Origin of the sequence: Bacillus sp. PSXD-155 (genome assembly GCF_049310765.1) — a bacterium.
In the GTDB taxonomy this organism is placed as follows: domain Bacteria; phylum Bacillota; class Bacilli; order Bacillales; family Bacillaceae_G; genus Bacillus_A; species Bacillus_A cereus.
In genome coordinates, this window is record NZ_JBMOWC010000014.1 from 88,179 (window position 1) to 100,546 (window position 12,368).

Here is a 12,368-nt window from a genome sequence, read left to right on the forward strand (position 1 = left end):
TTATTATCTTTGACACAAATATGTCATTCTGTGAAATTTTATTTCATAAAATAAGAAAGAGTTATTGATTTTTAGTTTCTTAAAGTTATAATAAAAGTGTGAAATATAATTTCAAAGAGGGTGGCAATATGTTAGAAAATTTATCGACAGAACATCGTAATGAGAAAACAATGAATCTGGATGAAATGAGCATAAAAGAAGTGTTACACAGTATGAATGAAGAAGATCGAACTGTTGCGTTAGCAGTTGAAAAAGAGATAGAACAAATTGAAAAGGTTGTACAGACTGTTATTCAATCTTTTGAAGAAGAGGGACGCTTAATTTACATTGGTGCTGGTACGAGTGGTCGTTTAGGTATTCTAGATGCAGTGGAATGTCCGCCGACATTTGGCACGGATGATAAAATGGTGCAAGGATTTATAGCAGGTGGATTGAAAGCGTTTACTAAAGCGGTGGAAGGTGCCGAAGATCGCGAAGAGTTAGCAGAAGAAGATTTAAAAAGTATTGGATTAAATGAGAAAGATACAGTGATTGGAATTGCTGCAAGTGGCAGAACTCCTTACGTAATTGGCGGCTTGAAATACGCACAGAGCGTAGGAGCGAGTACAGCGAGTATTTCTTGTAATAAAAATGCTGAAATAAGTAAATATGCAAAGTTAAATGTGGAAGTAGAGACAGGTGCAGAAATATTAACAGGATCAACGCGTTTAAAAGCTGGTACAGCACAAAAATTAGTGCTGAATATGATTTCAACAGCTTCGATGATTGGTGTAGGAAAAGTATATAAAAACTTAATGGTAGATGTTCAATCCACAAATGAAAAGTTAGTAGAACGGTCAAAACGAATTATTGTGGAAGCAACAGGCGCTAGTTATGAAGTAGCGGCAGAGTATTATGAAAAGGCAGAACGTAACGTAAAAGCTGCCATTGTTATGGTGTTGTTGCGGTGTGAGTATGGGGAAGCACTGGAGAAACTAAAATACGCAAAAGGGTTTGTGAAGAAAGCACTATAAAGTAATAGGGAGGGGGATTCTATTATGAAGAAAGAAGAGAGAATGGCCAAGGAAATTTCGGAGCAACTTGGGGGAATAAAAAATATTCGTAGTATTGCTCATTGTATGACGAGACTACGTTTAACGCTTCATGATGAAAGTAAAGTAAATATGGACCTTTTGAAAAAAGTTGAAGGCGTTATGGGTGTTATAGAAGATGAGACGCTTCAAGTTGTCGTTGGTCCAGGAACAGTAAATAAAGTAGCAGCTGAAATGGAAGGTTTGACAGGACTACGAATTGGTGAGGTAGCAGATCATCACCTTGAAGATATTGGGCAAGAGATGAAATCAGAGATTAAGAAGAAAAATAATACACCGGTGAAAAACTTTTTACGAAAAATAGGAAGTATTTTCATCCCATTAATTCCGGGGCTTGTTGCGTCAGGAATTATAAACGGGGTTGCTAACTTTGCGAAAAATGCTGGTGCTGATCCAAATGCAACGTGGTTACAAATGTTACTACTCATTGGCGGCGGTATCTTTACATTCTTAGGAATTTTAGTCGGCTGGAATACAGCGAAAGAATTTGGCGGGACATCGGTTCTTGGGGCAATTGCTGGTATTTTAATTTTCAATCCGGCGATGGCAAACGTAAAATTGTTTGGTGAAGCATTAGTGCCCGGACGGGGCGGATTGTTTGCAGTTATTTTTGCAGCATGGCTTATGGTTGTAGTGGAAAGACAAGTTCGAAAAGCAGTGCCAAATGCAGTTGATATAATCGTGACACCACTCATTACTGTATTAGTTGTAAGTATCGTAACGATGTTAGCCATTCAGCCATTAGCAGGTTTCTTATCAGATGGTATTACGAGCGGAATTAATGCTATTTTAAATATTGGCGGAGCATTTGCTGGCGCAGTACTTGCGGGAACATTTTTACCTCTCGTTATGGTCGGATTGCATCACGGTTTAACACCAATTCATATGGAATTTATTAATCAAACACACGTAACACCTTTATTACCAGTGCTCGCAATGGCTGGTGCTGGCCAAGTGGGCGCAGCAATTGCGGTTTATGTGAAAACAAAAAACAAACGACTTCGTAACGTAATTAAAGGTGGATTGCCAGTTGGCTTTTTAGGAATTGGTGAGCCGTTATTATACGGGGTGACATTACCACTTGGGAAACCGTTTATTACTGCTTGTTTAGGAGCGGCTGTCGGTGGTGCATTCCAAGCAGTTATGCAAACAGCTTCTCTTGGAATTGGCGTATCAGGGCTATCTTTAATTCCGTTAATTGCTGACAATAAATATTTACTCTATTTCTTAGGTTTAGTAATTGCATATGCTTTCGGATTTATCTTTACGTACTTCTTCGGATTTAAAGAAGAAATGGCAGAAAACATATAGAGAAAGGGATTCCTTTCTCTTTTTCTATTAATAGAAAGGGAGATTTATATGATCGGAGTTTCCATTTATCTTTCAAAAGAACGAGTAGAGAAACAAGAAGAGTGGCTAAAAGTAGCGAAGGAAAATGGGTTTACATCTATTTTTACATCACTGCACATTCCAGAAGATGATCCAAATATGTATAAAGAGTTAATTCAAATATTAGGGAAACAAGCTCTTGCACATGAAATGGAGTTAATGGTTGATGTTTCTCCAAAATCGTTACATCATTTAGGGCTAACATATGAAAATGTGGAAGAACTATTGGACTGGGGCATTACCGGTTTAAGAATGGATTACGGCATTGCGCCAAAAGAAATTGCAAGCGTATCTCATAAGATGAAAGTAGCTTTAAATGCGAGTACGATTACAAAGCCATTTTGGAAAGAATTATTTGCAGAACATATAAGAGTAGAGAATGTAGAAGCGTGGCATAATTTTTATCCACGTCCAGAGACAGGACTAGCAAAGTCCTTCTTACAAAAACAAAATCAATATTTACAGAAGTGTGGAATAAAGACGATGGCATTTATTCCAGGAGATGCGGAAAAACGAGGTCCGTTATATGAAGGGTTACCAACGTTAGAAAAACATCGCAATATGCGCCCGCTTGAAGCGTACTTAGAACTTGTTCAAGATTGTGGTGTTGATAAAGTATTGATTGGAGATATAAGCGCAAGTTTGGAAAGTATGCAAGAAGTAGCTAGTGCGAGTAGAGGGATTATTCCATTGCGTTACAAATCATTTATAACTGATAAAGAAGTATTAAAAGTGGTGGAGCAAGTGCATACAAATAGACTAGATCCGGCTCGTGATGTTATTCGATCTGTAGAATCAAGGGAAGGAAATAGAGTGGTTTTACAGCCGATGCATACAATTGTAAGAAAGAAAGGCAGCATTACAATTGATAATGAATTGTACGGTAGATATGCAGGGGAGATGCAAGTTGCTACACATGATTTACCTGTGGATGAGAAAGTGAATGTTGTTGGAATAGTTGTGGAAGAGGACGTTTCTTTACTGCCTTATATTGGCGCTGGAAAAATGTTTCAACTTTTTCTATGCGATAGAATAAAAGCTTGAATTAGCGCTATTTTGTAGGAAAACATTATCCGTAAAACGGATAATGTTTTTTGTTTTCTTTAAAAAAGTATTTGACGAATGAAATAAAATACCGTATTGTTTTGACTTGTAAATAAAAGTTCACCATAACAAAACAAAAAGGAGAGTTCAAAATGAATCAATATATTGGGAATTTAATTATTCGTATCGTGTTAGGAGTTACGTTCTTTGCACACGGTTTAGCAAAGTTTCAATCAGGTATCGATAATGTAGCAGGATGGTTTACAAGCATCGGTTTACCAGGTGGCCTTGCATACGGCGTAGCAACTGTAGAATTAGTTGGTGGTATATTATTAATTATCGGTTTAGGTGTACGATATGTAGGATTGTTATTCGCTCTTATTTTAGCTGGAGCTATCGTAAAGGTAAATGGAGCAGCAGGTTTATTAGGAGATGGAAAGAATCCAGGATATGAATTAGATCTTGCATTATTATCAATGGGTGCGTATTTATTCGTAGTAAAAGCAGAAGGATATGTAGATCGTTTCTTAAAAGAGAAAGTAATGAAAACGAAGTAAATTTTATTTATAAATTGTTGACTTGAAGAATTATTGTAACTATAATGATTACAACTAATGAATTACGAATGAAACAATTTAAATATTTTTTTACACAAGATGTAACTATATTGGTTACGTCTTGTGTAAAAATAAATAAACGGGAGGAAGTAATATGCCCAAATCAAATTTAGAAATTATTCAAAGCACGTATGAAGGATCAGCTTCTTCGAATGCAAAGCATTTAGCAGAAGCCCTCTCTGAAAAAGTGGAATGGACAGAGGCAGAAGGTTTCCCGTATGGCGGAACATATACAGGCGTAGAAGCTATAATGGAAAATGTATTTAGCCGTTTAGGATCAGAATGGGATGATTATAAAGCAAGTGTAAATACATATCATGAAGTAAACGGAAAAGATGTAATTATTGCTGAAGGTATGTATTCTGGAGTTTATAAAGAAACAGGAAAATCATTTGAAGCAGAATTTATTCATGTATGGCAGCTTGAAAATGGAAAAATCGTGAAGTTTAAGCAGTATGTAGATAGTCATATTGTTAGGGAAGCGATGAAGAGCTAATGCTTTTTAAATGGATTGTAGGTATATGTATTACCATTACGGTAATCATCTCTTCTATAGTTGGCGGAAAGAAATTGCTTGCATATGTGGAAAAAGAAAATACAAATATTCAAACTGAGCGAGCGGCAAACGAAAAAGAGAAAAAAGCTGCAGAAGAAGCTCCGCAAATTAGTGAAGGTGAAATTATTTCTACTATGCATAAAATGGTCCACCAAAAGGTAAAATCCTCTGAAAAATGGGGATTTGTAGAGATGACAAAAAAGGAAATTTCTAATGTAAAAAGAGATATTGAAAATAGTACAGGTTTTCAATATAAAATGAAGTTATTTTCTATTATAAATAGATGGGAAAAAGGAGATTTTTCTCAAACTGTTGAGGAGCATAACTTTTTATGGAGCCTTCAAGGTGGAGATACTGGCAAGGCGACGGAACGTTTATCGCCAGAAGAGGAAAAGCAGTATATAAAAGAAATGAAGAGTAAATAAAAACATCGCCAACCCAGATGACGATGTTTTTTCATTAAGAATGTTTTCGCATTAAAGCTCTAGTTGGCTGAACAGCGACAGTTTTGAAATGAGAAAATAAATAACATCCTGTTACAACGACAATTGTTCCTAAAATTTGTATCCACGTTAATTCTTCTCCGAGGAATATGAATGCTAAAATGGCTGTGAAAATTGGATTGAAGTTTAGAAAAATACCTGATGTAGTTGCACCTAATTTTTGTACACCAATATTCCAAAATACCATACAAAGAACTGTCGAAATAAGCCCGGTATATAAAAGTGATGTGATGAAAGAAGTATTTATATTTGAAACAGTGAAGCTACCTATGTTAAACGGTAGTAATAAAATAACGCCGAAAATACCAGAGTACAACGTTGCCATAAGTGGTGTAGTTGTTTTTGTTGCCCATTTACTACAAACAGAATAGATTCCCCAAATACAAACTGCTGCAATCATCCATAAATCGCCACTATTAAAATATAGTGAAAATAAAAGCGAGAAATCCCCTTTTAATAGGACGAGGATAACCCCGAAGAATGAAAGAATCATGGATAGGATTTGGAGTGTATTTACTTTTTCTTTTAGAAATAATACTGAAAATAATGCGATTGAAATTGCATTCAATGTAGAGATAAGACCTACATTCGTAGCGGATGTTTTTTCTAATGCTAAAAATTGAAAGATGTTAAAAAGAGCGACCCCTGAAATTCCCATCAATATTAAAGGAAGTATTGCGGTACGTGGTGGAAGGATTTTCTTTTCTTTAAACCATACCATTGGTAATAAACAAACAATCGCAATCATCCATCTTAAATTTGTCAGTGTCATCGGCGATGCATGATCGACGAGTGATTTTCCAACGACAAAATTTCCTCCCCATAATAAGCTCGTTAGTAATAGTAAAAAGACGTAAAAATAAGGCATGCTAAAATCCCCTTTTTTGTAATCAATACGAATTGTAAATAATTTTAGCATTTTTCTTTATTGTGTAATATATTCTTTTGTATAATGGTTAAAACTCGATAAAATATTTAGTTATGAATGATATTTACGGAATGATATTCAGTTTTGTGTAAGGTATAAGGTGTTTTTTCGAATAATCATCGGTAAGAAAAAAAGGGGGAATTGTAATGGAGTCGTCTGTTATTAAAGTGTTGGATGATTTGGATGTACAAATTTTAGATATATTGCAGAAGGAGTCACAAGTAAGTAATGCAGAGCTGGCACGTCGCGTTAATTTATCACCGGCTGCGATGCATGCAAGAATAAAAAGATTGGATGGGGAAGGTTTCATCGATAAGCAAGTTGCGATTTTAAATCAAGAAAAGCTTGGATTTGATTTATTATGTTTTATTTTTATGAGTACAAATATTCATCAATTTGACAAGCTGGAAGTGTTGGAGAAAGAATTAGAATCGATGCCGGAAGTGTTAGAATGTCACTGTTTAACAGGAGAGTACGATTATTTATTAAAGGTTGCAAATCGTGATCGTAAAGAACTGGAGCAGTTTATTAGAAAGTTGAATAAGCTTGGTATTACAAGGATACAGACAAGTTTAGCACTTCGTGAAATTAAATATTCGACGGTATTGCCGATACGAAATGAGGAACCGAGCATCGATTAGATTGCTTGGTTTTTTGTTTGTATAAACTGATTGACGAGGAGAAAAGAGAGATGTATTATTATATAAAATTATGAATTAAAATTCATTTAAAGTTATAAATATTAATATTGAAGGGCAAGGGGATGTAATATGAAAATCTGTAATGCGGTGACGAGTGATGTGAAAGAAATTTATAGTCTTATTGAGGTTTATGCAAAAGAGGGAGTTGTTTTACCACGTTCTCTTTTGTCTCTTTATCAATATTTGCAATGTTTATATGTTATGAAAGAAGACGAGAGAATTGTTGGAGTTGCTGGATTGCATGTATTAGGAGAAGATCTTGCAGAAATACGATCGTTAGTAGTTTCGCATACATATGCAGGGAAAGGGATAGGGCGTATGCTCGTAAATCATGTAATGGAGGAAGCTACGAAAATAAATGTAAGAAGAGTAATTTCCTTAACATATGAAACAGTATTTTTTCAAAAGTGTGGATTTGATTTTATAAATAAAGAAGCGTTGCCAGAGAAAGTATGGATTGATTGTAGATATTGTCCAAAGGTGGATTATTGTGATGAAGTGGCGATGGTGCGGTATGTTGGATGAAAATTTTATAGAGAAAAAGCTCCCACTATTATTTACATATATAGTGGGAACATATATTTCCATAAGAAATGGACAGGTTATTAAGAATTTGAATTCTTTTGTCTCACGGCAAAATTATAAAGTGGATCTTTAAGTTCATAGTTATATGTTAAGCCGTCGACAATTCCTACAACTTTATCATTATCATAAAGATCGAGCATAAATTGTGCCATTTGTTTTGCAGTGTGGAATTTTGGTACAACATTATCGTATTGGAATTCATCAATATCAAATGAACGTTTCGCAAATTCTGTTTCAGTTGCAGCAGGAGCTAAAACTTTTGCTTGCAGTTTTGCGCCTTGTTCTTTCAGTTCGTGAGACAGCCCTTCTGTAAATGCACTTACATAGAATTTCGTAGCGCAATACGTAACAGCATCAGCAACAATTGTGTATCCGCCGCCCGATGAAACGTTAATAAGCTGTGTTCCATCAACCATTGAATAATCTCGAACGAAAAGAGAAGAGAGTATTGTTAGTGCTTCTATATTTACATGTAACATCGTTTCGATTTTATTTAAATTTTGTTCAGCAATTGAGGCGAAATTACCAAAACCTGCGTTGTTAATCCATGTTTCAATTTGAAAAGCTTGTAGGCTTTCATAAAGTTTATAAACATCTTCAGTAACAGATAAATCAGTTCTTCGAATGACAACATCCAACTCCGGATGCATTTCGTTAATTTTCAATTTTAATCCGTTTAATTCTTCTTGTCTTCGAGCTACAAGTACTAAATTTTTTCCGCGAGATGCAAATGCTAAAGCTGCTTCATAACCAATTCCGGAACTTGCGCCAGTAATAACCGTGTATTTCATATAAAATCCCCCTAAATTCAAATTCATTTATGGTTAGATTGTATTTGTTAGAGTATACTCTAAGTCAAATGTTTTTTATAAATTTGATACGGTTATAAAATATAAGAGAGTAAGCATGTGAAGGGAGTTTTAGTATGTACACAATTAGCGAGGTAGCAAAATTATTAGGCGTGAGCACACATACACTACGTTATTATGAAAAGGAAAATATATTAATTGCAAATCGTGATACAAATGGAAATCGACTTTACGAAGAGTCACATATAAAGTGGTTGCAGTTTGTAATGAAATTAAAACAAACGCAAATGCCAATAGCGAAAATAAGAGAATACGCTAGATTATATACAGAAGGGGAGCATACAACAGAAGCTCGTTTACAGCTCCTAGAAGATCATAGGAAATCTATTCAGATTCAAAGAGAAAACTTAGAAGTTACAGAGAAGATGCTTGAGAATAAAATTAGTGCATACAAAAACTCATTGGAAAATAAATAGATGGTTGTTATGTGATGAAAAATGGATTTGATCTATGAGTATTTCATCATAGTGTACGGACAAATAAAAAAGAGCAGCTAGCAAAAGCTAACTGCTCCATTCAAGGGATCTCTCCAAGGGGGAGTGGAGAAAATATTATGTTACTAGCAGTATTAACAGATTATTGAGAAATATACAAATCGGATGAAAGAAATTTTAAATAAACTTTCGGCATTGACAGTTTTTAAAATGTTCATGTACAATATATATGAATGACATTCAGTCATTTTTATGTGACAGGATGCAGTTAGCTTAGAAGTGGAACAAATACAATGGTAAATGAGGATGATAGTTGTTTTTATATAGTATTGATGAAAGAGTATATTTTTTTAAAACAAAATGACTGATAGTCAGTCATAAGAGGTGAGAGGTATGAAAAATAGAGCTTGGTTATATGTCATATTAACATGTATCTTTGAAATTTTTTGGGTGTTTGGTTTTAATACGGCTAATACTTGGTGGCATTGGATTATTATTTTAGGAGTTATTGCTATTGATTTTCACTTCCTTTCTAAAGCGTGTGAACATCTTGCAACAGGGACTGTATATGCTGTTTTCGCCGGAGCTGGTACGGTAGGTACTTTCTTAATGGATGTATTTCTTTTCGGTGGAAGTTTCAGCGCAGGCAAACTATTCTTCATTCTTATGGTAGTAGCCGGCGTTATCGGTTTAAAGCTAGCTGATAATAAAGAAGAAACTGTGGAAGGAGCTGCTTAAAAATGGGTTGGTTTTTCGTATTTTGTGCTGCAATTAGTGAAATAGTCGGTGTGATAGGACTTAAAATGTATAGTAAAGATAAGACATTGGCCAATGGTGCGATTTATATAGGCGGGTTTGCTACATCCTTCGCATTTTTGTATACTTCCTTCTTATTTTTACAAGTAAGTGTCGCGTATGCGGTTTGGATTGGTATCGGAACAGCAGGTGCAGTTTTGTTAAACATGTTCTTGTTTGGTGAGTCGAAAAGTAAAGCGCGTATCATTAGTGTGTTTCTTATTGTATGTGGAGTGACAGGATTAAAGGCACTTTCTTAAAGATATATTGTATTTTTATCTCCTAATTGTTTATTAGGAGATTTTATTATAAAAAAATGATTTCCTCTTAGAGTTCACTATCATTGACAGTACAATCGATTATCTTATAAAATGAGTGACAGTCATTCAATATGCGTGTGAAAGGGTTTAGATGATGAATAAAAAAGAGAAAATTGTCTATGCAGCTATTGAAGTGTTTCAGGAAAAGGGCGTCGAAAAAACGAAGATTTCTGATATCGTGAAATTAGCTGGCATTGCGCAAGGAACTTTCTATTTATATTTTCCTTCTAAGCTATCTGTTATGCCTGCAATAGCAGAAGTGATGGTTGAAAAGATGATACTTGCAGTGAAAGAGAAAGTACAAAAAGATGTACCTTTTTCAAATAAAGTGGCACAAGTAATCGATGCGGTGTTTCAATTTATAGAGGAATACCGTGAAATACAAGCTTTAATGTATGCGGGTCTTGCATCTACAGAACATATAAAAGAGTGGGAAGCTGTGTATGAGCCTCTTTATATGTGGTTAAGCGAATTTTTAAGTGAGGCGAAAGAAGCTGGTGAAATTCGTGATTCGGTTCACGCAGAACGAACAGCGAAGTTATTTATCGCTCTTGTTGAATCAGCAGCGGAACAAGTTTATTTATATGATCATAAAGATGATGATCAAGTCGAGCTACAAAAGGCAGAAGTACTAGATTTTTTAACACATGCACTACATATAAAGAAGTAGTAAGATGAACCTGTCTGAAAAGGTAGGTTCATTTTTGAGGAAAACTGAATGATAGTCATTCACCTAATGCTTATGTATGTGTGGAAGGATAGAGTGAAATTCTAATGAGTGGAGGCATCCTCACTCATTACTAGCCCGCAAAGAGCAGGATAAAGAAAAAGCTTCTTGGGCATTATTTTTTGAGAGGAACTTACGGGAAGAGGTGTTAAAAAGTGAAGAAACCGATAAAAGAACAAAAGATGGTATTGGTCATTCTTTTGAGTAATATATTTATCGCTTTTCTAGGGATTGGATTAATCATTCCGGTTATGCCGTCCTTTATGAATGATATGCATTTAACAGGGAAGACGATGGGCTATCTCGTTGCAGTGTTTGCAATGGCACAGCTCATTACTTCACCTATTACAGGCCGGTGGGTTGATCTTTACGGTAGGAAGAAAATGATAATCATTGGATTATTTATTTTTGGTGTTTCAGAGCTTCTTTTTGGATTAGGAAAAGATGTATGGATGCTTTATGTAGCAAGGGTATTAGGCGGAATTAGTGCTGCTTTTATTATGCCTGGTGTTACGGCATATGTTGCGGATATTACATCTATTCAGGAACGTCCAAAGGCGATGGGATACTTATCTGCGGCTATTAGTACTGGATTCATTATAGGGCCTGGAATCGGCGGATTTATTGCAGAATACGGTATACGTGTGCCGTTTTTCGTTGCAGCAGTAATTGCTTTTATAGCATGTGTGATTTCGATTTTTATTTTAAAAGAACCGTTAACGAAAGAAGAACTTGCAGAGATTTCTTCTAATACGAAAGAATCAAGTTTTATTGGTGATTTAAAGAAGTCATTACATCCAATGTATGCAATTGCATTTATTATCGTATTTGTACTCGCATTCGGATTATCAGCGTATGAAACTGTGTTTAGCTTATTCTCAGATCATAAATTTGGTTTCTCGCCGAAAGATATTGCAGCAATTATTACAATCAGTTCAATCTTTGGGGTAGTTGTGCAAGTATTTATGTTTGGCAAATTGGTAGACATGTTCGGTGAGAAAGTATTAATCCAAATATGTTTAATTGTAGGGGCAGTATTAGCATTCGTCTCAACTGTAGTCTTTAATTATTGGATTGTACTTCTCGTTACTTGCTTCATTTTCTTAGCATTTGATTTACTTCGTCCAGCTTTAACGACGTTTTTATCAAAAGCAGCTGGAAAAGAGCAAGGATTCGTTGCTGGGATGAACTCGACTTATACGAGTTTAGGAAATATAGCAGGACCAGCGATGGGCGGAATATTATTTGATATGAACATTCATTATCCATATGCATTTTCAGGCGTTGTTTTAATAGTTGGTCTCGCTATTACATTTATGTGGAGAGAGAAACAGTTGGCTGAAAGTTTTGCTAAGTAATAAAACCCCTTACGACGGTAAGGGGTTTTTGTTTTATCCTGATTAAAGTTTCATTTTATAAACTTAATCCAAACCGTTTTAATTCAATAAAAATCCCCTCTAATTGCTTTCCTTTATCCGTTAATGTGTACTCTACACGAGGCGGAACTTCTGGATATACTTTTCTCGTTATAATGCCTTGAGACTCTAATTCTTTTAGTCGAAGCGATAATGTTTTTGGACTAATACCATCCATTGATTTTTGTAAATCACTAAAGCGTAATGTTCCTTCGATAAGAAGATCACGAATGATTAAAAACGTCCATTTTGTACTAATTACATCAAGCGTTTTAGCGATAGGACAAGGTATGCCAGGTAAACCTTTCGTTAATTCAATTGGATCTATATTGTTCATGGAACTAGCCTCCATAAAATTTTTTTGGATGAATTTGCTTTATAGTATCACAAAACT

The 12,368-nt window shown here is 35.1% G+C and carries 16 protein-coding genes; 13 read left to right on the forward strand and 3 right to left on the reverse strand.

The window, feature by feature from the left end; genetic code table 11:
* The first annotated feature begins 128 nt into the window (after positions 1-128).
* From murQ to ACO6VI_RS17185, 6 genes are all read left to right on the forward strand, one after another.
* Entirely contained in the window at positions 129-1,013 is an 885-nt protein-coding gene (gene murQ / locus ACO6VI_RS17160) for an N-acetylmuramic acid 6-phosphate etherase (RefSeq protein ID WP_063546529.1), read from the forward strand.
* A gap of 24 nt (positions 1,014-1,037) precedes the next feature.
* Positions 1,038-2,402 carry a PTS transporter subunit EIIC gene (locus ACO6VI_RS17165; RefSeq protein WP_088021527.1) on the forward strand — a complete coding sequence of 455 codons (1,365 nt, stop codon included), beginning with the start codon at positions 1,038-1,040 and terminating at the stop codon, positions 2,400-2,402.
* A 48-nt stretch (positions 2,403-2,450) separates the two neighbouring features.
* The gene (locus tag ACO6VI_RS17170) at positions 2,451-3,524 is read left to right on the forward strand and encodes a DUF871 domain-containing protein (RefSeq protein WP_023521237.1); all 1,074 of its coding nucleotides are present in this window, start codon (positions 2,451-2,453) and stop codon (positions 3,522-3,524) included.
* Positions 3,525-3,676: 152 nt separating this feature from the next.
* The gene (locus ACO6VI_RS17175) at positions 3,677-4,081 is read left to right on the forward strand and encodes a DoxX family protein (protein WP_001077751.1); all 405 of its coding nucleotides are present in this window, start codon (positions 3,677-3,679) and stop codon (positions 4,079-4,081) included.
* 154 nt (positions 4,082-4,235) lie between these two features.
* Positions 4,236-4,637, forward strand: a complete 402-nt coding sequence (locus ACO6VI_RS17180; protein ID WP_023521238.1) for a nuclear transport factor 2 family protein — start codon at positions 4,236-4,238, stop codon at positions 4,635-4,637.
* Positions 4,637-5,122: a PRK06770 family protein gene (locus ACO6VI_RS17185; protein ID WP_088021528.1), complete on the forward strand. Its 486-nt coding sequence runs from the start codon at positions 4,637-4,639 to the stop codon at positions 5,120-5,122. The genes ACO6VI_RS17180 and ACO6VI_RS17185 overlap by 1 nt, the downstream gene beginning before the upstream one ends.
* Before the next feature lie 34 nt (positions 5,123-5,156).
* Here the strand turns inward: ACO6VI_RS17185 and ACO6VI_RS17190 are convergent, their stop codons facing one another.
* Positions 5,157-6,068: a DMT family transporter gene (locus ACO6VI_RS17190; RefSeq protein ID WP_063546539.1), complete on the reverse strand. Its 912-nt coding sequence runs from the start codon at positions 6,066-6,068 to the stop codon at positions 5,157-5,159.
* A gap of 206 nt (positions 6,069-6,274) precedes the next feature.
* Between ACO6VI_RS17190 and ACO6VI_RS17195 the strand changes: the two genes are divergently transcribed.
* Together ACO6VI_RS17195 and ACO6VI_RS17200 are read left to right on the forward strand one after the other, a co-directional pair.
* A complete protein-coding gene (locus ACO6VI_RS17195) occupies positions 6,275-6,769 on the forward strand; it encodes an Lrp/AsnC family transcriptional regulator (RefSeq protein ID WP_000446097.1) in 495 nt (164 codons plus the stop codon).
* A 129-nt stretch (positions 6,770-6,898) separates the two neighbouring features.
* The gene (locus tag ACO6VI_RS17200) at positions 6,899-7,354 is read left to right on the forward strand and encodes an N-acetyltransferase (RefSeq protein ID WP_063546541.1); all 456 of its coding nucleotides are present in this window, start codon (positions 6,899-6,901) and stop codon (positions 7,352-7,354) included.
* Between the two features lie 80 nt (positions 7,355-7,434).
* Here ACO6VI_RS17200 and ACO6VI_RS17205 read toward each other — a convergent pair whose 3' ends face one another.
* Positions 7,435-8,205: an SDR family NAD(P)-dependent oxidoreductase gene (locus ACO6VI_RS17205; protein ID WP_000878082.1), complete on the reverse strand. Its 771-nt coding sequence runs from the start codon at positions 8,203-8,205 to the stop codon at positions 7,435-7,437.
* 134 nt (positions 8,206-8,339) lie between these two features.
* Here ACO6VI_RS17205 and ACO6VI_RS17210 point away from each other — a divergent pair, with 134 nt between their 5' ends.
* The 5 genes from ACO6VI_RS17210 to ACO6VI_RS17230 all read left to right on the forward strand — a co-directional run bounded on the left by ACO6VI_RS17210 (position 8,340) and on the right by ACO6VI_RS17230 (position 11,917).
* The gene (locus ACO6VI_RS17210) at positions 8,340-8,699 is read left to right on the forward strand and encodes a MerR family transcriptional regulator (protein ID WP_000288069.1); all 360 of its coding nucleotides are present in this window, start codon (positions 8,340-8,342) and stop codon (positions 8,697-8,699) included.
* A 411-nt stretch (positions 8,700-9,110) separates the two neighbouring features.
* On the forward strand, positions 9,111-9,455 hold the full coding sequence (locus ACO6VI_RS17215) for a DMT family transporter (RefSeq protein WP_017656912.1): 345 nt from the start codon (positions 9,111-9,113) through the stop codon (positions 9,453-9,455).
* A gap of 2 nt (positions 9,456-9,457) precedes the next feature.
* Entirely contained in the window at positions 9,458-9,772 is a 315-nt protein-coding gene (locus ACO6VI_RS17220; protein WP_000539671.1) for a DMT family transporter, read from the forward strand.
* A gap of 151 nt (positions 9,773-9,923) precedes the next feature.
* On the forward strand, positions 9,924-10,502 hold the full coding sequence (locus tag ACO6VI_RS17225) for a TetR family transcriptional regulator (protein ID WP_043924626.1): 579 nt from the start codon (positions 9,924-9,926) through the stop codon (positions 10,500-10,502).
* 212 nt (positions 10,503-10,714) lie between these two features.
* Positions 10,715-11,917: an MFS transporter gene (locus ACO6VI_RS17230; RefSeq protein WP_000742955.1), complete on the forward strand. Its 1,203-nt coding sequence runs from the start codon at positions 10,715-10,717 to the stop codon at positions 11,915-11,917.
* Positions 11,918-11,972: 55 nt separating this feature from the next.
* On the opposite strand, the gene ACO6VI_RS17235 is transcribed toward ACO6VI_RS17230, so the two are convergent.
* Positions 11,973-12,311: a winged helix-turn-helix transcriptional regulator gene (locus tag ACO6VI_RS17235; RefSeq protein ID WP_023521247.1), complete on the reverse strand. Its 339-nt coding sequence runs from the start codon at positions 12,309-12,311 to the stop codon at positions 11,973-11,975.
* Between the last annotated feature and the right edge of the window lie 57 nt (positions 12,312-12,368).